Raw genomic sequence first — 21,721 nt, 5'->3', positions numbered from 1 at the left:
TATTTATACTTGTAAATATAAGTATAAATAAATTAGTTGACTTAGTCAACTAATTTTATATAATTAATCATTTTTATATCACATAATAAGAAGAATGCGTGTCCCTCATTTTTTGTTTTCGAAACCTTTTTACCAAATTAACGGAATCAAACGATAAGGAGTCTTTATACAATATTCTTTATACCCTGGAAGATCTCGTAAAAGCACTTCTTCCTCATTCTTTATCCTGAATATATTCATTGGCACAGAAAGAAGAAATGGTAGTACTGCCCAATAAGAACCAAGCGCAAGAGGAGTAAATAATAACATTAATAACATCCCTAAATACATTGGATGGCGAACTATAGAGTATGGTCCTGTTGTTATAACCTGCTGTTCTTTTTCGACCTGTATAATAGTAGAGGCATAGCTGTTTTGATTAAAAACAAAGATAATAAAAATATAACCTAATAAAACAATAATATTTGATATAATTACAATCCAAACAGGCACGCTTGACCAATGAAAGCGGAAATCAATTCCAGGAATAATATAACCAACAAAAAACAAATTAAATATGGCTGGAGTTTTTTTCGTAGTATCTTTTTCTCTATACTTCATCCGTCTTGATAAAAGTTCCGGACTTTTCTTTAAAAAATAGGCAGCAATAAAAAATGTAATTATAGAAAATCCTAACCAATAAATCCATGCTTCCCAAAACATTAACGTACCTGCCGGAAGGAATAAAACGATTCCCATCACAATCATAATAATAATAGGCACAAAATAAGCTTTTTTTCTTGATAATTTTGTATTACCTTCCACATAAATTACCTCCTAATCATATTATAAAATTACCTCTATCCGCTTGCTCTATATTTTATACTTATATCTCATAAAATATTCTATACAGATATTTATGCAGTTGTATTCCATAGCAACAAACCCTGTTGAATAACAGCTATTTATTTTCTCTAAAAAGTTTTTAAATTTAAGATGTTGGATGAAGCCTGTGGTATTCTAGACACGAAAAAATAAAGAGTCAATATAAATGACTCTTTAAGACTCTTTTTAATCTATTCAACTGTTGTTTCAGCCTTATTTACAACATCTGAAAGTTGTTCAGTAGGTGAATCATAAGGATTATTCCAACCTCTGTTTATAACCAACTCAGTAAGCGCTGAGTGACCACCAACTACTTGATTAAGACTAGATGAGTAAAGTGCTCTTAATTCTGGTGTTGTACTTGTCATTGTTGCATTCAAATAAGCATCTGCTGCACCTTTAGCAGAAGAAAGCATACTTCCTGATATAACTTCGTCATTTATATCAGTAGTATTTTTAACTATGTTGTTTAAAATACTTGCCATATAATTTTACCTCCTTTATTTTCTTGTAACATCATTTTCATTAATAAATTGCTCCAACCCTTTAATTCTACCTTCAGCTGCCAATATACCTGATTTTGCTTGCTTTTTTAATTCATCATCTTTTATAAGCGATTGCATTGCTCGTGAAACTGCTAATCCATCACTCTCAAGCTTCAATAGTCCTGTTAATGAAAGTATTTCTCCTTCAGCAAGTTTCCTCATTTTCAAACCTCCATTCTATATTTAATATATTGATTTCTCCATTAGTATGTGTAATTTATATAATACTAAACATAGAACTAAGATTTATAATTTTTTACGTGGAAATACAAATACATTTTGAACAAACTTTATTACAAAGTATCACTCTTTATTTCAACCTTATATTAAAATACTTCGTCCAAAACTTTGGAGGTGAAATTATAATTTTAGATAAAATAAAAAACACTGAAAGTCAGTGTTTGGAATGGATTATGGTGCGTCAGAGAGGAGTCGAACCCCCGGCACGCTGGTTCGATTTTTAAAATTTATAACTTTTTAGTGTTTTTTATATTGCTTTAACCTCAATGGTTTAGGTGTTATTATATATTATTTAAAAGTACTATATTTTATGTTTATTTAAAACTTTGGGGACAATATGGGGACAATTATCTATATATACAATCACTGTGATACCAATGACTTATAAAAGCATATTCATTTTTTAACTACAATTTTAAATCTATAAATTTTATCTTATAACACATAATTTTATATATTCCATCTTCCACACAGCTTATATAGTTAGTATCAAATTGCTTATAGGCATAATTCCATTTCTAATTATAAATTGCTCTTAAAATGGCTATATACGCAATATAAATCTATTGTTTATTTTTTAAATATTTTTTAACTGTTTTATCAAAGTCTGATTCGTATTCCCTATCCTGTCTTATTCTAAATTTCTTATACTCTCCTTCTGCTAATTCCTTAGCTACTTTATTAGAAATAGTTCCTAAATCATTAAGTATTTTATAATCGTTAAAACTTAAAAAAGCATCTAATTTATTCACCCAGTCTTTCATTTTCATTGGTATATGTCTTGATGCTTGAAGTTCAGCATAATCAAGATACATGGTTACCACCGTATTCAATTCAGACAATTCTTTTTTAGTTAAATAATTTTTTCCAATACTAACATCTCTTTTTAATATTTTACCTTTAGGCGCATTTTTCCATGTAGTTAATCCCATATGAGGTTTCTTTGCATCTGCTCTATCTCTAATAATTTCTGCAGCTGTATGTCCCGTAATTGCCCAATGCAACTTGTTTTGAACTGTAGCATAAAATTTTTTACTAGTCTCAGAATCTTTATCATAATCAATGCTACATTCTGAATATATATCCGTAATTTTCTGGTAAAATCTTCTTTCTGAGGCTCTTATTTCTCTAATTCGTTCTAGTAATTCATCAAAATAATCCTTACCAAAATTAGCGCCATTTTTTAATCTTTCATCATCTAATACAAAACCTTTTATAATAAATTCTCTTAATGTTTTAGTAGCCCATATTCTAAATTGTGTACCTTGTATTGATTTAACTCTATAACCTACAGATATAATAACATCAAGATTATAATAAGCTACATCATAGGTTTTACCATCAGCTGCAGTTGTTGCAAAAAATGCAACAACTGATTTTTCATTAAGTTCACCTTCTGCAAATATATTTTTTATGTGTCTAGATATAACTGATTTATCCCTATTAAAAAGTTCAGCCATTTGGTTCTGAGTTAACCAAACAGTCTCATCCGAAAATAAAACTCCTAAATTAATATTACCATCATTTGTTGTATAAAATAATATTTCACCTTCTCTAGGTTCTTTATCTTTATCCATTTATATTGTCAAACCTTTCATTCATAAATTTATAGATCATAGTACAAATAATATGACTTTTTATTATAGAATATCTTCCATAAATACCCTATATTAAATTCTTCTTATTTAATTATAATATATTTCAATAAAAATTACTTTAAAACCAGATGAAATTTCCTCTGATACTAAAGTAAACATAAATAATTCCAAAAAAAATAATAGATAGCCTTTTCCGAAACCTATCTATTATTCAAATCATGTAATCTATTAAGCAGATTAAATTCGTAATCCACCCTCTTATTACTAATATCATACCACAAGTATATAAATATTATAACGTAGATATTTTAATTTTACATATTCAACTCCTTCATACTGCTCATATAACTCATATATTCTTATTACTAAAATGCCAACTATCTAATTTTGAAATTAAATTTTAAATGTGTGTACATTTTTATTACATAAGTTTTTTGCTATATGCTTATCCCTTCTTGTTTATATTAAACTATAGATAAAAAAACAAACTTTATTTGTGCTAAATTATTTATCAAATTCTTCTATATCTTTATCAAATTCTTCTATATCTTTATCAAATTCTTCTATATCTTTATCAAATTCTTCTATATCTGCATCTATGTCTTTATCAGATACTAATTTTTTATCTAAATTAGTATCACAATGCCCTATTTCAATTTTTTCCATTTCTTCAAGTTCAGAATCAACATTTTCTTTTATCATAACACCTAGCCTTTTTATAAAATCAATTTTTAATTCTCTTGACCATTCACTAGATTTTATATTTTCTTTATATGCATCAACTAATTTAGGCAATAGAACTATAATTAAATATATTACTATAGCATCTCTTTTTTCATTTCCTTTTAACGATATAAATTGGCCTTCATACTCAGTTTGATCTAATTTATATGTACCACTTAAAGATAATTCAATCAAAAATACCTCTCCTTTGTATTGTATCTCAGGTCTAATTGATTTTAATTTATCATTATTAAAAAGGAAAGCTAATGTCCCTAATATTGCCGAAATTTTTTCACCTTTACCCCTTAACGTATTAAGTGTATCCCTAGTCTTAGCCAAATAACTCCTTATAGCCGTTATACAAATAGGTACATTATCCGATAATTGTTTTGTTTCAAAATCTATAAAGCTTTTAAACATCCAAAATAGCATATCATCATCTATTCCTAATTCCAATTTAGAAACTTCTCCCCAAACTGATTTTGAAAATAATTTTGATATTATCTGTTTCGCTCCATTAATACCTATAAAAAATACTCCATATACCTTACCATCATTTTCAAATAATATTATATCTGAATTTATAGTTCTCACTCTTTCATTTCTTGGTTTAAGTTTGCCATCTGGCAAATACCATTTATCAGTTAAGGTTACATTTTTGGGTCTATCAACAGAAGTTGCAAATGAAATATATCTTATTGTTTCACCATTAATATTTAAAGTTTTAATCTTATTAAACTCATCACCATTATCAGTCTGCTTTATTTCTATCTTAAGTGGTTCATCATCCCATTCTATATTTTCATATATTTCTTTATTATTTTCAATTTTTTCTTGTGAAGTTTCTAATTTTTCTATTTCATTAAACTCCCATATTGAAAAAGTATCCATATAATTCCTCCAATAACTAATTATTTTGTTGAAATTTTCTTATCAACCCACTTTACATCAAATTTTAAAAAAATAACTATAAACTGTATAATTCTAAAAATAAACGAATATACTTTAGAATAAGTACCATCTTTTTTTACCAAATAATATTTAGCAATTACTTGTCCACCAATTCTTGTTTCTAATGAATTCGACATAAGCTCTAAAATAATTGGAAAGCTTATTTCCTTTTGAGCACATACATCTCCCATATACTTTGATATGTTTATATCAACTATTTGATTAGACTTTTCTGTTACAACATCTTCACCTAAATCATCTTTATTCTCTATTTCATAGGAAACCCAGTTCGGCAAACATACTCTTAAAACTAAACAGTCCCTTGATTCCATAAATTTTCTCATAAATAAACTACTATATTTTGATTCTACTTTAATATATAATTTATATTTTTGATTTAAATATTCAGATTCATACATTCCGAGTGGAAGTGTTAATTCATCATCCATAAAATTATCATATGCTTGTACTAAAAAGGAATTTTTAAAGGAAATCTTATTAAATATTAATGAAACTATAGCTGATAGAATTACAGTAGTAGCAGTAACCTCTATAGCAGGAGTAATATTAGATTTACCCTTTATATTTAGTAAATTCATCATAAAAGTTACTGGCATTATATTAAAAAAACATACTAGTATAATACTATATACTGGTAATAAAATTTTTAAAATTGTAACTATTAAATTTCTAGCTTTTATTGCTTTATTCATATAAATATCCTTACTTAATTATTTTGTTTATTAATTCTACTAATTCATCAAGAATACTATCATCATCTACAGATATAACGCCATTGTTAAATATACTGACGCCTATTTTTATATTATTATTACCCTTTATCCTAAAGGATAATAACTTAACATCTATACCATCTATACGCCTCAACCAATTTAATTTACTTATTAGAAAATTCGCTAATCTTATTTTATGAGTAAACTCACTCTCTGAATTAATTTTTTGTATATTATCGTTAATAAATTGCTGCATATCTTCAGGTACTGATTCAATTATTTGTAACTTTTTTATAAAATATCGTCTTTCTATACAAGCTCTAAACATTTTTATAAATGCCCTGGAAGTAATTATTTTTTGGCCTATATTTAAATCATTTACTTTCCTAAGAATATCTACATACTGATTCTTACTATAATCATAACGTATTCCTATCAGCTTACTATTTATATTTAATATTTGTTGTTTACCAAATAATTCATTTAATACCTGCAATGTTTCTTGATATTCAAATATTTTAAACAATTTATACTGGCCATTCATAATTTTCGCCTCCTGCTTAAGCCTGAAGAATTTACTTTATTTTATTTATATTATACTACAATAGAAATGCAACTAAGCTACTTATATTTTAATTTTTACCAATACTACTTTTATTAATCATTTTGTTTATATTATTCTTTTTTCATCTGGAATGTTCCATTCATTTATATTTATTTTTTCATCCTATTATTATTATAAGTAAAAGCTTAAAAATTTTGCAATATTTCTATTACGTTTTTTATAAATCTCAAATGCTTTGCCACTTTTCGGACTTCTCTATCGACATCTCTACAATGTTACCACCTGCCTACTTGTTTTGTTGTGTCGCCAAAAAATAAGGACAAAATTAATTGTTCTCATTTTCATCCTTATTGCTTTTATAATAATTCATTAACATTTCAGCAACTTGGCGTAAACTAGGATCATTATAAATTCCAAGAGGTCTATCTAGTCCATATATATTTAACGTTGAGCCTTCATCTATTATATTATTTTCATTATAATTTATTACAAAACTACCTGTCTGATTACCAAATTTAACATCAAATATATAATCGTCCTCTTCTATTTTATTAAATTTATAACTAAATAAATCCAAGTTTTTCATTATCTTTTTGCCAGTTCCTGCACCACCAGTTAATCTTTTTGCCATATTATATCACACTCCTTTTATATAATGTTTCTACAATATAATATACTATCCTCTAATTATCGTTCGTCATTATTCTACTTATTTCTGTCTTAAAGTATCTCTAACTCCTTTATAACTTCTATATTTCATTAATCCGTTACACCTTAACTAAGCTAACTCCCCTATGTAATTTATAACCTCTTTTCTTCTCCTATAAGCGGTACTCCTAAGCATTCCATACATTTCATTAGCTATCCAGGTGACACTTTATTTAACTTGTATCTGTAAATAATAAAATCCATATATTCTTTTGACAGCGGATGAGTTACAATGACTTTTTCTAATTCAGAGGTTCCCCTGCTTAATTCTCTTATCCTAGACCTATTTTGAAATATTTTTTCCTCACATAATCCAATTCATGTTCTAAATTCTCTATTTCTCTTATAACGCCTTTTTACGCTACACCATCGTCATTATAATTACTCTGTACTTTCTCTGCAAGAAGCGGATTCATATGTATTTCTATGTTTCCTCCCTTTGAAGCTATTCCCAATTTGGTAGCCCCTTCACAATATTAAATAATGCACTTGCTTGGTCTAAAAATATCAACACATTTTACAACATTTGCCCCAACAGCATAAGCTTTTCCTTTTAAATTAATTATTCTTATAACTTCCTTCCTGTATTTAAAAATATCCATATATCCATATAATATTGTTCTTAAAATGGCTCTATACAGAATGTAAAAGGTATGTGGTGTTTTACCACCCACTTAAAAATAAGTAGAAAACTATATACAACATTATAAATAAACAAAGTATCACCTATTCTAAAGCACACATAAATAACCTCAAAAAAATAATAGATAGCCTTTCCTTGAGACCTATCTATTATTTAAATCATGTAATTAATCATATTAAATTCGTAATTTTCTATCTTATTGCTAATATCATAAACCACATAGTTAACATATAACCCTATTTTTTATATGTCCTTAAGCCTTGATTTTCCTATATTAATAATTTGTAAAATTAAAATTTTTGCAGTAACCCTGCAGTAATGTAAATATTAAACTTTCTAATAATTATATGGCCCTGTAAAATGAATACTTTAAAGTACATTATATAAAAAGTAGCTTTACTGCATTTTAATATTTTGTGGAATGTCTAGGCGGTTACACAATGCCTAGAGTTAACCCTTTCCGAGTGGTATACCTTGGATTTACATTAACACTACCAATGCCCTCAGACTTGGGACGCTAAATCGCCCCGTCATATTAACTTTAAATTATTTCAATTGATTTTGTAATACTCACTTTCCTCTTTTTTAGTTATATACTTATTACTTTTAGCAATATTCCTTGATGCATTATAATCTGCATTTACTTCTATATTGAAATTTTTACACTCTGGATTCTTACAAATAAATACTTCCTGCTTTTCTCTTTGCCCTTCTTCATAATGACCACACTTACTGCATATCTGGCTTGTATGATATGGATCAACATACTTAACCTTAATTCCAACTCTATTAGCTTTATATTCAATCATTTGCTGAAGTTGATAATAGCTCCAATTTCTTAAAACAGATTTATTTTGAGTTTCTGAAAGGCTTAAAAATTCCATATTAATTTGTTTAGCCTTGTTATCTGATGCAAACTTAACTATATTGCTGCTAATAAAATTATTGTACGTTTTAGCAAAATTCTTCTCCTTAACTTCAAATTGATTTAATGCTTTTAATTTTTTTTCCCTACCTTTGCCACCTTTTGTACTCTTCAATGCCCTCTGTAAATTTCTTCTTCTACTTTGCATTTGCGTTCTAACTTTTAAGAAATCATCTATACTACCTATTGCCCTTCTAATATAATCACTATCATTTAAAGTAACATAAGCTGGTATTTTCATACCTAAATCTACTCCAACTACTCTGCCTTCAACCTTGTCAAAACTGTTACAAACTGGTATATTTAAAGTCAGGTTAAGTATAAGACTATTTTGCTTAAATTCAATACTACTATCACACACCTTATATTTTCCTTCTATAACCTTGTCTAAAGTTTTTTGCAGTTCTAAACTATTCTGCTTTTTAACTCCAAGTACACATTTAAATACAATACTCTTCATCCATTTAATATAATACTCCTCATCTTTTATATAGAAAGTTAAATTTCTACCGCGAATATATAATGGATTACCTTTCTTGTATCTTCTTAAAGTTCTTTCACCCCTTAAAACATCTACAATATCATTTTTAAAATCTGCTGAAACCTTCTGAGTTAACCTGTCTTTAGTATCACTAGTTAAATTAAAGTTATCCGTTATAAAATCTCTTAAATTGGTTTTTTCTGATGCAGCTATAATTTCTTTGAATTTCTCCGCTACTTGTTTATTTTCAGCTTTTCTTAGCGTTTCCAATCTTTTTTTAGCAGCTTGAATAGATTTTCTAATATTTTGTTTTTTCTTATCAGTCTTAACCTCTTTAAGCTCCGTATATTTTTGATCTAAATAGCCTTGATCTTCCGCTAACTTAATTTTATGTGTTTCATCTGCTAATTTAATTTTTTCTCTTGCTACATAGTTAAAGTACAAATGATTCATCGCCATATTCAAAGCTTGATTCTGCTCTCTTAATTCATTGTGGATAAAATTATACCCATCTTCCCTATTTTCAGTTATAGTTAACTTTACTTTTCTAGCAGTTATCACCAAATTCACCTCCTTTTTAATATCACATTGTTTATAATTTAGATATATTCTATTTTTATGGATTCTTAGCATAAATAATACTATATTTATACCAATATCCTTTGCTTATTCTAACAAACTTATTCTGGTAAGTTTTTATACTTATATTTTGCAAATATAGATATACTTCAACACACCTAACCGTAATATGTAATCTCTTTTCCTATAAGCGGTGCTTCAGACCCCCCATACATTCCTTTAGAAATTGATACATGTAAACTAAAAGGTATTATATGTACAAATATAGAATACTTACATATTCTACTATGAGGTGATTCATATGGTTAAAAATAGGTTACTAGAAATAAGGTTAAAACTGGGATATAAAAAGCAAAAAGATTTTGCAGAATTTTTAGGCATAAAGCGTGTCCAATATAATAAATATGAAAATAATAAAGAGCAGCCAACACTAGAAACTCTATATAAAATTAGTTTAAAGTTAGGCATAAAGATGGAGGATATTATTTATTTGGATAAGTAGTATCCTTTATTTTTTTATAGATAAAAGTTCAAAATAAAATATTTTAGTTCAAAATAGGAAACTTTTTTGTAAACCCTGCGTATAGTATTAGTAAAGAAATCGAAAAGGAGTTGTAAAACTTGCTAAGAATAACAGTAAGTTTTAAGCAAACTAGCAGAGACTTAAAACTTTATACAACAGTAAATAGTTTAGAAGAAAAATCAGATTTTATTAAGGACGCATTAGAACATTACCTAAAGTACTTAGAAGTAACTAAAAGTAAAGAAAATGGCAGAACTGATATTAACTTTTGATTTAGGGGGAATTACTATATGGAGCATTCGGAGAGATCATCGAAGTTTATGACGGAAACTTTATAGGATGGACTACTGTAAAATTAACAGAATTTATAAACAGATATGGTAGCTATGAGCGGTGGAGAATGAAAACTAAAGAAGGAAGTGAACTTATTAGATTAGTGAATCTTGACAAGAAATATATAAAAAATAAGCCTGATTTAAATCACAGACTTACCCAAAGTCACTACTAATGCTCCAGCTTCATAGGTGTTACTTCGTAGCCACTTACAAAGCTTACACACCAGTAGTGTATGATTTTATTTTTAAAAAGTTTCCTGTTTTATTGCTTAATATGTTTGCTTTTACAGAATGTTTACAATTTACTTTACGCCTGCAGCAACTTGAACTAACTCTAATACAACATATGTTGTTGAGCAAAAAAATAAAAATCCCATAATCAAATCACTCCCTGTAATTTACTATTTAGTATTTTTACCAGGAAATCAATATCTATTCAATTGGAGGTATTTAAATGTTGAATGCATTAAAAAGAAAAGAAATATATTCCATTCCAGAATATTTACAGCAGTACCAAAGAACCAGTAAATCTAACATAAATGAAAAATATTTTAAAGTCGCATCAACCACACTGGCGTTGATACTTTATTCTGAAAAAGTTATGGCAGCCAGTGGATCTACAACTTTAGAACCTGGGTTTTGGAAATTAGTTGGAATAATTCAAAAGATAGTAGCAGGATTAGCTTTACTGTATAGTTATAGGGTATTAGCTAAAATGGCAGCTAAAGGCGAAGGAACGTGGAAAGAAGTTGGATATGGATTATTAATAGTAGGTGCTGATTATGGGCTTCCATCAGCTTTTAAATTTGTTACAGGGCTATTTTAAGGATAGGTGATAATAATGTTAAAAACAATGAGTGTAAATCAGTTTTTGGTATTGGCATCATCTGAAAATGAAGGAACTATAAAATCTATAAAAGAATTTTGTGAAACCACTGGAGATTTTTTTAAAACTATGGCAAAAGTAGCATACTATTTATTTCACCCGAAACAATTAGCCTGGATGATGTGGTCAGGATTAGTTGCACACAGTTTAGAGATATGCTTAATGCTGTGCTTAGTGTCTATTATGGCATGGCTAATAGGATGGAATAAAGGGAAAAAAATAGCTACTGGAAGTATTTTAGCTTATGGCATTATTCAAGCCATTAATGCTTCACTATAAAGATGCATAAGATTATAAAACGATAAACCTCCAATATTTTAAATAGGAGGCATATATTTATGATAAATTTCATTTCTAAGTTTTCAAAACCTAAAACAATAAAATTAAGTGAATACTTTGAAATAATCAAACCTAAATATGTAACACTTCAAATAACACCCTCGATTTCTAATAGAAACTACGATACAGAGATTATAGCCTTGACTATAGCTAATATGTACAGATTACCATATCAAAGATTACAAAGTGATATAAAAAAATCAGGTCTAAAAATTACCTATCAGCTTCCTGAAAAAGTTTCACTTATTATTAGCATAGCCGCAGATGATTGCAAGTTTTATCTAGTAGTCCCTGAGAAATATAAAAAATTATTTGTTGAAAAATGCTGTGAAGTTTGGAAGAGGTCTAAAGTAAAACAAGTAGACTATATCTTAGAACCAGAAGGTAACAAATACGAACTATTTTATTCTAAAGAGGATGCTTTAAGCCTTAAATACAATAAAAAGACTAATGAACCTCTTAGTAACATCTTAAATGTAAAAGACATTATGGAAAAAGGAGATAAGGTAGACATATTATACAACTTTATTCCAGCATCACAGGCTAGATGGAAAGGCATATATAATCAAACAATAAGAAAAGTAAAAAAGGATTTACCTGTAGATAAAGAAAAATTAAATTTAACTTTTTTATCTAAGTATATTTTAATTGGATCCATAAAGATTATTGATTGTATCTTTGATATTTTCAACAAAGTTTTAGGTGAAGAAAAAAGGTCTAAAAAGGTTCATCCAGAAGTTGCAGTAACATCTATCAGTAAATTAGATAATTTAAGCAGATTTACACATAAGAAAGAAACTACTACAGTAATTGATACTCAAATAGTAGTATGCAGCAAGAGCAATGATAAATTAAGAGAGCATAATAATGCTTTAGCAGTAGTGGGAAGCTACCAAACTTTAACTCAGGATAATTCTCTTAAATATAAAAAGCTAAAGGATAAAACTAAAATCAATATAGGCAGTTATAAATTTAGTAAAATATCTACAAATAGAATGAGCACAGCTGAGTGCAATAATTTAATTCAGGTACCAGGTAGAGATTTACTGCAAAGGCATAAGATTAGTACTAAAGTTGATGTCTTGGAAAGCCATGTACCAGAAGAATTGCAAAAAGGAAATATAGAATTAGGATCTGCCACATACAATAGTAAAAGTTTTAATACGTTCCTGCCTACGGAATATAATTCTGCTAATTTAGCTCTTATGTTATTAGCTCCTCAGGGTGCAGGAAAAACAAATTTTATCGCTAATTTATGCAGATGTGCAAATAAGGTTCATGAATCTAATATAGTTATAGATTATGTTAAAAATTGCGAACTTAGTAATGCTGTTAAAAAAGCTGTGAATCCTAAAGATGTTATTGAATTAGATTTAACTAAAGAAGAGTGCTTTCAGGCATTTGCATTTAATGAGGTGCAGTACGAGGGGGAGAATGAATTCAATAGATTTGAAACTGCTAATATGAAAGCAGAGCAGACACTAGCTTTAATTAATTCCATGAATAAAGATGGTTTACCCTTAACAGGTAACATGAGAAGGGTTTTAAATGCTGCAGCTAACATAGTTTATCTCCATAATAAAACTGGAGTAGGTGACGTTATTAGGTGCCTTGAAAAGCACACTTATAGACATGAATTAATTGACTATGTTAATAAAAATTTGAGTGAAGATGGCATTAAATATTTTGAAGATATGGTTGAGGCTCTTGAGAGCATAGACAAGGTAGAAACTGAAACTGACAGAAAGACCAAAGAGGTTATTAGAAGAGAGGTAGTTGGAACCAAACGCAATGAAATAGATGGTATATTGGACAGGGTTAGCCTATTAAAAGAGAATATATACTGCAAATACATGTTTAATATGATCCCTGAAAACAACATTGATTTTGTAAAAGCCATGGAAGAAGGGAAAACAATACTTATAGAAATGCCAGAGAGTAAGTTTAATAATACTATGGTTAAAAATGTGCTTACCACTTTCTTTACAAGTAAAGTAATGCTTGCTACTAAACTAAGAGGTGCATTACATGAAAAGCCAAGCAGATGTAATATAATTTATGATGAAATATATCAAGCTCCAACAGCTATGGAAGTAATCACGGATGTATTATCTCAATTACGTAAATTTGGCACAAAGATTATTATATCTGCTCATTATCTTGACCAGCTAACTCCAGATTTAAAAAGTGAGATTAAAGGATCTGGTGCAAGTTATATGTTATTACAAGGTTGTGATAAAAAAGTGTTTAATGAGCTAGCGGATGAAATGAAACCTTTTGAACTAGATGATCTTCTAAATTTAAAACAATACCACAGCCTAAATCTAATAAGAACCAAAGCGGGATACCAGAAATTTATAACACAACTACCTAAAGCATTGTTCTAAGGAGTGATCTAGTTATGGTAATGTATGTTATTATGTCTTTTATGGTTGGCTTTACGGGTAATAAGCTGTTTAATAAAAATAATATAGGAATACAATCATCTATAAAATGGGGATTTATTATCGGAAGCATTTTAATTATGATACATGCAATTTTAGATAAATTCGTAAAACTTTAAAAACAGTAAAAATAATAGTAACGTAAACTATGAAAAATCAGTAAATATTTAAAAAATGTCATGGCTAAAAGCGGAATTCCTCTCCTATGCTATAAAATTCCATTTATTTATATCCCGCTCCAATTTTAAAATAAACTGTCACCATTAATGATAAAAAACATATACCCTTCTCCAGTAAATGAAATTATCTAAATTAAAATACCTATCATATCATAGAATTCTAAGTAAAATAGGGAGGATTAAATTTGATTTTCCCTATTTTACTTAAATTTAACTACGAAGTTTATTTACTTGTTAGTTAGCCTTTTATATTCTCATAGATATTTCATACATATATTTCCACAGTAAAGTATTTCAAAACATTATTTATTCTGATTTGCCGCATTTCTTGCCTCATGCTCTTTTAAATCTTTAAGTTGATTTTCATACCACATTCTCCTAAACTCATCAATTTCTGCTTGGGTAGGATGTGTATTTATATTACTATTTTGATTTACTTGTACATTGCTATTTTGTGAATTTGATATTCTATCTTTAATTTGTTTCCTTTCACGTTGTTTTTCCTCTTCAGCTCTTTCCCTCTGCTGTTCTTCCTCTGTAGCTTTTTCCTTAGCTATAGCTAATTCATCCTTGTTTATAACATTATCAGCATCAGCTTTACTTAAATCAGTTAAATCTAAATCTTTATACTTGTTCTTAAGACTAATTACATTTTGAATCATGCTTTTAGCCTTACCCGTACTGCTAGATAAATTAGCCTTATAATAATCGTACAACGCTATAGAAATAACCCAATCGGCATCTATAACCTTTCCATCTTGTTTAAATACCATATTATTATGCTTATAAAATATGTCTCCATTTTGTTTTTTATAATAATAAGCATCTACTTCCACATCATGTATGCCCTTAGTATCTTTATGTTTGAATTTGTATGCTACAACATACTTATTACCCTCTACATGAGATTGTTTCAAATCATTTTTAGTAATTGAACTGCTACTTATAGATTTATCTATAAAATCTTTATTTGAAACCTTTGTCCCATCAATAGAACCCACAGTTTTAAAGTACTTTGTAAATCTTGTTTGTTCTATTAAAGCCTTTTGATAATTCTTATTTTCCTTATATTTATACCCCCCAATTCCTATAGCTATTATACATAAAACTATAACAACTATTGCTATTGTCTTTCTCATATACATCTCCCCCATTCATTTCAATTATACAACAATTCAATTAAACAACATTTCAGGTGGGTCGTGAAATGCGAGGTACCTCATCCACAAAGTAAAACTAAAACCATATAAAATCGCCTGCGCCCACTTCTGGGCATGATAAAATCATTTAGATTCAGTATTGCCGCTTTCTGCTAGTATTTAAATTAATTCTGGATTTTGAAATTAAATTATCTCCTCCGACAAATTTTCGTTATTATAATTTTTTGTAATAAATTTCTGGCACAAATTTTCTGTCGCAACTTCTTACGACACTCTTAATTACTTTAAATAATTATCAAATTTTCCTCATCTAATAACTTCGTTGCCAATTGTGGCTACAGTAATTTATTTTATAGTCCCTTTGTCTCCTCCATCTGTTTTTTATAACCAATCGGCAAAAGCATACCGGCAAAAATATTTGAAGGTCAAGAAATAAAAGTAACAACAAATAAAGGAGCTACACTTATTAATTTAATATGTACTGCAAAAATATGTGGATTAATTAGAAAAGGAAATACTGGATTGCCTAAGGTTAGATGGGATGATGTTAAGAAAAAGTTAGAATTGATATCCAATGCTTCTGGGGACTAAAATTCGACCCCAAAAGTAAAAGCAGAGATAAATTATATTTTAGATGAAATAGAAAATGCAGATGATAGAAATACAATTTATATGTCAAGCTAACTATAAAAAGTAACGCTTATATATTAGACAATATGTGAAACACATTCAACCAATATAATCCAATTTTAAAAATAAGAATATTATAAAATTTTGCATATAAAAGCTGTTTAAGGAAATTTTGTATACATCCCTAAACAGCACCCTTTTTTGAAAATTCCAAATCCAGTCATATCAACATTTTAGTAACGTTTTGGTATATACCAAAATGCCTTTTAAAAAATTAAGACGTTTGGGTATACTTTTTTGTGCCTCTAAACCCGCATAAAATGGTGAGTAGAAAAAATGGTTTTGGTATACATTTATTTTAAAATATATTTCTATTTATTGTAATAATTAATCCTCTTACCTAAATCCCATTTGAATTTTAAGAGTTCCCATTTTTTCATCGAATAAGTCTCCAAAATGCTGTTTAAGAACTTTATATACTTCCTGTGCTGTAGCTCGTGGGTCTTTAGATTCATATATATTAAAAGAAATATTAGGGCTTATCTCTGCTTTTACGTCTGAGCCACCGGCAAAATAAGGTTTTTGGCTTATAGATGCTAATTGATTATTAGGAGTTACTTTTTCACCGCCATTAAAAGAAACAAGTTCCGGTCCTTTTTCACCTACTAAATGTATACCAGGGGTAGCATTACTTGTACCTCCTGCATATCCCATATATGGGCCACCTGCCATTTCACTTCTTACGCCTGGAGTATTCCATGGGGAACCATAATCATGCTCGATTAATCGAATTGAAGCTGCCCCATTTTCTATAGGATTGAATATATCTGTCATTCCTGGCAGATGATAATCATCCATGTTTTCTTGTATTAGTTGCATAAGTCCTTCGGATGGATGCCCTTCTTGTGCGTTTATGTCGTATGTATTTATGCTCATAGGATCGCCACCGGATTCACCCATTGCTATCATTTCCAATGCTGGCAACCAACTCATTGGTGCTCCTGTTAAAGCTATAGCTGCTGTTAACCATTCAGCAACATTTCCACTTACAGCTCCACCACTACTGAATAAACTTCCTAAACCATTATGTACTAAGTTGTAAACCATGCTAATGATGCCTTTATTGTCACCTGATACAAACATAGGCTGTAATAATTGACCTATAACACTTCCTAATCCATTTTGAGTTAATGAACTTGTATCTCCTATCCATTTAGTTATAAAACTGTTTATATCATTAGCTTGCATACCATTTATAAGTCCTTGACCTAGAAAATCACCTATTCTGTACATAACCTTAGAAGGAGAAGCTATACCAAAAGTTACTTTAAATTGCTGTACTACTTTAGTTGCTAAATCATCTACGATACTAAGTAGGCTTCCTTCGCTGTCTTTTATGCCTTGGCCTAACTCTGTATCTATTTGAGTTCCGTAAGTTAAAGCTGAATTAGCTAAATTACTCATTATATTTTTATTGTCTGTAGATACTTTATTAGTTGCCGTAGTTGCTAATGGTTCTCTATCTAATACTGCTGTTGAAAAATTTTTAACTGAATTCTGACCATATACAGTTTGGTGACTTACATAATCCATAATTATAGCTTTATTTTCTGCAAGTAATTTCTTTGTAGAACTGTTAAATCCATTTTGACTAGCTGCCGCACCAGTTCCCATTTTTGAATTTGTATTACTTAGCATTGAAGCTGTTTGTTGTGCTGGAATAACTTGTGAACCTGTAGGCAAATTTACTATTTCCGGGCCTTTTTCACCTACAAGTGCTGTTCCTCCAGTTGCGTAATCTGTGCCACTTGCATATTTAGTTTTAGGAAACCAACTATATACATTATTATTATTACTAACCATATTGGTAAGTGCCTGAGTACCAGATGTTGGTTTAAATGACTGTATTTTGTTTTCACTGCCTGTTAATTTTTGTATTTGATCTGGTGACATTCCTAAACTTTGTGCCATTTTAATGTCATCAGAGCTCATTTTTATATCGGAAATTTTTCCTATATTTACTCCTGGTATTTTATCTAAAAGTGTTATTAGGCCATTAATCTTATCTATAATAGGGTTTACATATTCCATTGTAGTTTCTTTTATGTTAATCCATGTTTGTGCCCAATTTGATTTAAAATAAATAATGCCAGTTGCTAATGCTGCTACAGCAACGCCAACTAATATTACAGGACCCAAAGACATATCAGTAAGTAATAATGCCGCAGCCATTGCATCTAATCCGGCCGCAGTGCCAAGCATTAAAGCTCCTAATCCTTTATTACCTTCTTTTATATCTTTAAAACCAGTTGCAGCTGCTCCTACTGACATGGAAATTAATAAAATTGGAGCTGAGAGTTTACCAAGCACGCTTATGCTTTCTGCGAATTTTGCAACTGTCAATATGCCTTTTAATGTAAGAAACGAAAGTCCAACTTCTAAAACGGTATCTGATATTGGCCCCCAATTTTGCTTTATCCCACTTCCGATTTTTAAAGCACCATTTAAGACCCACGCTAAATTATTTTCAATAGTAGGCATATTTGTATTAACACTGTCAATAAAATTTTTCATGGATTTTCCTAAAGTAGTTTTACTTATGTCTGTTATAAATACATTATCTATTTTTGATTTTAATTTATTTAAAGAGCCTTGCAGAGTATCATTCATAGTATCAGCCATTTTTTGTGCAGCACCTTTTGAATTTTCAAGGCTTTTAGTTAATTTGTCTAACTGGTCTGGTGCTGTTCCGAAAATAGCCGCTGTACCTGGCAAAGCTTCTTTTCCAAAAATTATAGATAAAGCTGAATTCTTTTCTGGTGCAGTAGTAAGTCCATGGCTTTCAAACGCTTTATTTAAATCTCTGATTACAGTTGACATACTTTTTAACTTGCCGGTAGTAGGGTCAATAGCATTAAACCCTAATTCTTTAATTAATTCCGCTCCTTTTCCTACTGGGGAAATTAATCTTTCAATCATAATTTTTAAATCTGTGCCGGCAATCCCGCCTTTAATGCCTTTGTCTGCTAATGCTCCTATGTCTGCTGCTGTTTCTTCAATGCTATACCCAACTTCTCCGGCTATAGGTGCCACGTTTTTTAATGCTTGTGCCATATCTGGCATAGCTGCGGCAGTAGAAGCCGCGGCAGCAGCATAAGTATCGGCCACGTGTCCAGCTTGACTCATATCTAAATTAAAGTTCCTTAAAGCCGACGAAACATCTAATGTTGAGTCCTTCATTTTTATATTTCCAGCTACAGCTAAAAGTGTAGATGGTTGAATTGTGTCCATTATTTGTTTAGCATTAAGTCCATGTGATGCTAATTCATCCTCACCTTGAGAAATTTGAGCTGAACTTATCCCGTAATTATTGCTTATTTCGATAGCCTTGTTAGATAAAGCAGTTAAGTCATTATTTGTTACATCTCCCAAAGTTGCATGGACGTTTGCCATCTCTTGCTGGAATTCCGTAAAAGCACCAATAGCACCTTTTATTCCAGAAGCTACACCATATCCTATGCCTATAAATCCAAAAGCCCCTAGCATATTTCCAATTCCACCAGAAACTTTATTTACAGCACCAAGAGAATTTTTTAGTTCATCTGTTTTATCTTTAGCTTTGCTTGTATTTTCTGATACTTTATTTACGGAACTAGCTAAATCATCTGTTTTATTTATTGACTGGTTTATTTCATCATCTATTTTTTGTTGTTCTTCAGCATATTGACTTAAAGGTTTATTTAATTCTACTGTTCTGTTGTTCCATTGTTCTGTTAAATCGGAACTTTTTTCAAGTTTTGTATTATACTCATCTACATAATCATCAACTAGTTTTTCCAGCCTTTGTTGTCTTTCTGTAGATAAATTTAATTCGTTTGAGCTGCCTACAGAATTTTTTAAACTACTGCTTAAACCATCTACATTTAAGCCACTTGTGACTTTAGACAATTCAGTTATAGAGGAGCTTGCTTTCCCGATATTGCTAAACATTGATTCAACTTCTTTAGCTTTACCTACTAAATTTGTTTCAAAACTATTTAATATGTCTAGTGATTTTGAAAGACCACTTGTGTCAACATTGTATCCAATTTCATATGTTAAATCTTGTAATGACAATTTTTTACACCTCCTCTATTTACATTTTATTACAGTTAAGATTTCCCCGCCAAAGTGTGGTATTTAAGGTAAATCATGCTATAATAAAATAAAAAGTAAGGGGATAATATTATGAATAATAAGTTTTATCAAAAAGATTGGCTTATGTGGTTAATGTTCGCAATATTTATACCAGTTGGTGTTGTACTGATGTGGGTAAATAGTAGATATAAAAAGGCTGTAAGAGTAATAGTATCTTTGCTTTATTTGTTTCTTTTTTCAGTTGAATATAATGTATTGAAAGATTATAATAATGGTTTTGCTATATTTATTGGGTATGTTTTAGTATTTGTTTTGCTACCATATGTAATAGTTCATTGGAAACAACTTCATAAAAGAAATTTTTCTGATAGCAATACAAGTGGGGAACAGTTAAAATATAACTATAATAATGAATATAAAAAAACATCTAGTCAAAAATCAATAGGGATTTATATAGTTGGAGTAATATTAGTTACTGTAGGATTTCTTACAGTAAATAGTCCACATAAAAACGTGGAATCAGCTTCCCAACCAGCACAAAATACTACTAAACAAGAGGTAAAGAAAGTTGATAATGCTAATCTTCAAGCTGATCTAAGAGATAAATTAAAAGACAATGCTATACAAATAGAAGACTCTACAGATTCTACAGGATATATATTAATTAAAAATAAATGTCAAGCAGATACCAGAAGCAGAATTTCATATGAAACTTATTTAATGCTAAATGAAGCAAGGCAAAGACCAGAATATAAGAAATGTAATAAAATTGGTGTAATGATAACCGCTGATTTAACTGATAAATACGGTAACACTTCTAATGATAAAGTATATATGCAGGATTTTGATAAATCCGAATTAGATAAAGTAAACTGGGACAATATTGACGAAAATAAAATGGATGCTATTGGAGAAACTCCTTGGTACCATGAAATTATAAACTTAGATAAATAATTTAAAAGTAAATATTTTAGGAATGATTACTTCAATATGCGTATTTGTTCTAATACCGTATATAATAGCTCATTGGAAACAAGGACTTAAAAAGAACATTTCTTATGGTAATCTTAGTAAGGATGATACTAGTCGTAATGTTAAACAAACTCGTAAACAAGCATCGGCAGGATTAGCTATAATTGGAGTTATATTGTTTGCCCTTGGAATTTATACATTAAATAATTCATACAAAAATTCAAATCAAAATGTAAGCTCAAATAAATCAAATACAGTGCAAACATCTACAAGCGATATAAATTCTAGTAAGGGTGCCACTGCAACACTTGCTAAATCAGAACAGTCCAAAAAGGATGATTTTATAAAAGAAGGAATGTATAAAGTAGGAACTGATATACAACCAGGAGAATATAAAGTAAATTCACCTGGTGATGGGTATGTAGAAGTAGCCACCAATAGTAGGCACACTGTAAATGGAATAGTATCAAATGATAACTTTAGTGGTGATAAATATATATCTGTACAAAATGGACGATATTTAAAAATATCTCATGCTACACTTAAATAAACAAAATAAC

At 29.4% G+C, this 21,721-nt stretch carries 19 protein-coding genes; 8 read left to right on the top strand and 11 right to left on the bottom strand.

Annotated features, from left to right (window positions below; translation table 11 throughout):
• Positions 1–129 precede the first annotated feature (129 nt).
• The 9 genes from CLAU_RS10605 to CLAU_RS10565 all read right to left on the bottom strand — a co-directional run bounded on the left by CLAU_RS10605 (position 130) and on the right by CLAU_RS10565 (position 9,538).
• Positions 130–804: a methyltransferase family protein gene (locus CLAU_RS10605; protein WP_013236764.1), complete on the bottom strand. Its 675-nt coding sequence runs from the start codon at positions 802–804 to the stop codon at positions 130–132.
• Between the two features lie 251 nt (positions 805–1,055).
• Complete coding sequence (locus CLAU_RS10600; RefSeq protein ID WP_013236763.1) at positions 1,056–1,349, bottom strand: spore coat protein; 294 nt, start codon at positions 1,347–1,349, stop codon at positions 1,056–1,058.
• Between the two features lie 15 nt (positions 1,350–1,364).
• Positions 1,365–1,571 carry a YvdQ family spore coat protein gene (locus CLAU_RS10595; protein WP_013236762.1) on the bottom strand — a complete coding sequence of 69 codons (207 nt, stop codon included), beginning with the start codon at positions 1,569–1,571 and terminating at the stop codon, positions 1,365–1,367.
• 641 nt (positions 1,572–2,212) lie between these two features.
• Entirely contained in the window at positions 2,213–3,226 is a 1,014-nt protein-coding gene (locus CLAU_RS10590) for a virulence RhuM family protein (protein WP_013236761.1), read from the bottom strand.
• A gap of 525 nt (positions 3,227–3,751) precedes the next feature.
• Positions 3,752–4,861, bottom strand: a complete 1,110-nt coding sequence (locus CLAU_RS10585; protein ID WP_013236760.1) for a hypothetical protein — start codon at positions 4,859–4,861, stop codon at positions 3,752–3,754.
• A 20-nt stretch (positions 4,862–4,881) separates the two neighbouring features.
• A complete protein-coding gene (locus CLAU_RS10580; protein ID WP_013236759.1) occupies positions 4,882–5,634 on the bottom strand; it encodes a hypothetical protein in 753 nt (250 codons plus the stop codon).
• 10 nt (positions 5,635–5,644) lie between these two features.
• The gene (locus CLAU_RS10575; protein ID WP_013236758.1) at positions 5,645–6,199 is read right to left on the bottom strand and encodes a hypothetical protein; all 555 of its coding nucleotides are present in this window, start codon (positions 6,197–6,199) and stop codon (positions 5,645–5,647) included.
• Between the two features lie 346 nt (positions 6,200–6,545).
• Complete coding sequence (locus CLAU_RS10570; RefSeq protein ID WP_013236757.1) at positions 6,546–6,851, bottom strand: hypothetical protein; 306 nt, start codon at positions 6,849–6,851, stop codon at positions 6,546–6,548.
• Positions 6,852–8,122: 1,271 nt separating this feature from the next.
• Positions 8,123–9,538 (bottom strand): RNA-guided endonuclease TnpB family protein, encoded by a 1,416-nt coding sequence (locus tag CLAU_RS10565; protein WP_013236755.1) that lies wholly within the window; start codon positions 9,536–9,538, stop codon positions 8,123–8,125.
• 319 nt (positions 9,539–9,857) lie between these two features.
• Between CLAU_RS10565 and CLAU_RS10560 the strand changes: the two genes are divergently transcribed.
• The 6 genes from CLAU_RS10560 to CLAU_RS20880 all read left to right on the top strand — a co-directional run bounded on the left by CLAU_RS10560 (position 9,858) and on the right by CLAU_RS20880 (position 14,202).
• Positions 9,858–10,058, top strand: a complete 201-nt coding sequence (locus tag CLAU_RS10560) for a helix-turn-helix transcriptional regulator (RefSeq protein ID WP_013236754.1) — start codon at positions 9,858–9,860, stop codon at positions 10,056–10,058.
• Between the two features lie 119 nt (positions 10,059–10,177).
• Positions 10,178–10,351: a hypothetical protein gene (locus CLAU_RS20885; RefSeq protein WP_013236753.1), complete on the top strand. Its 174-nt coding sequence runs from the start codon at positions 10,178–10,180 to the stop codon at positions 10,349–10,351.
• Positions 10,352–10,868: 517 nt separating this feature from the next.
• Positions 10,869–11,240, top strand: coding sequence for a hypothetical protein (locus tag CLAU_RS10555; protein WP_013236752.1), 372 nt, complete (start codon positions 10,869–10,871; stop codon positions 11,238–11,240).
• Between the two features lie 15 nt (positions 11,241–11,255).
• Positions 11,256–11,579 carry a hypothetical protein gene (locus CLAU_RS10550; RefSeq protein WP_013236751.1) on the top strand — a complete coding sequence of 108 codons (324 nt, stop codon included), beginning with the start codon at positions 11,256–11,258 and terminating at the stop codon, positions 11,577–11,579.
• A 59-nt stretch (positions 11,580–11,638) separates the two neighbouring features.
• Positions 11,639–14,026: a hypothetical protein gene (locus tag CLAU_RS10545; RefSeq protein WP_013236750.1), complete on the top strand. Its 2,388-nt coding sequence runs from the start codon at positions 11,639–11,641 to the stop codon at positions 14,024–14,026.
• Between the two features lie 14 nt (positions 14,027–14,040).
• Positions 14,041–14,202 carry a hypothetical protein gene (locus tag CLAU_RS20880; protein WP_013236749.1) on the top strand — a complete coding sequence of 54 codons (162 nt, stop codon included), beginning with the start codon at positions 14,041–14,043 and terminating at the stop codon, positions 14,200–14,202.
• Positions 14,203–14,564: 362 nt separating this feature from the next.
• On the opposite strand, the gene CLAU_RS10540 is transcribed toward CLAU_RS20880, so the two are convergent.
• Positions 14,565–15,401, bottom strand: a complete 837-nt coding sequence (locus tag CLAU_RS10540; RefSeq protein WP_013236748.1) for a hypothetical protein — start codon at positions 15,399–15,401, stop codon at positions 14,565–14,567.
• Positions 15,402–16,448: 1,047 nt separating this feature from the next.
• A complete protein-coding gene (locus CLAU_RS10535; protein WP_013236747.1) occupies positions 16,449–20,168 on the bottom strand; it encodes a phage tail tape measure protein in 3,720 nt (1,239 codons plus the stop codon).
• Between the two features lie 111 nt (positions 20,169–20,279).
• Here CLAU_RS10535 and CLAU_RS10530 point away from each other — a divergent pair, with 111 nt between their 5' ends.
• Complete coding sequence (locus CLAU_RS10530) at positions 20,280–21,143, top strand: hypothetical protein (RefSeq protein ID WP_013236746.1); 864 nt, start codon at positions 20,280–20,282, stop codon at positions 21,141–21,143.
• A gap of 22 nt (positions 21,144–21,165) precedes the next feature.
• Positions 21,166–21,711 (top strand): hypothetical protein, encoded by a 546-nt coding sequence (locus tag CLAU_RS10525; RefSeq protein WP_013236745.1) that lies wholly within the window; start codon positions 21,166–21,168, stop codon positions 21,709–21,711.
• Positions 21,712–21,721: the final 10 nt, after the last annotated feature.

This window comes from Clostridium autoethanogenum DSM 10061 (assembly GCF_001484725.1).
Taxonomy (GTDB): domain Bacteria; phylum Bacillota; class Clostridia; order Clostridiales; family Clostridiaceae; genus Clostridium_B; species Clostridium_B ljungdahlii.
This window is presented reverse-complemented; position numbering and strand designations above follow the sequence as displayed.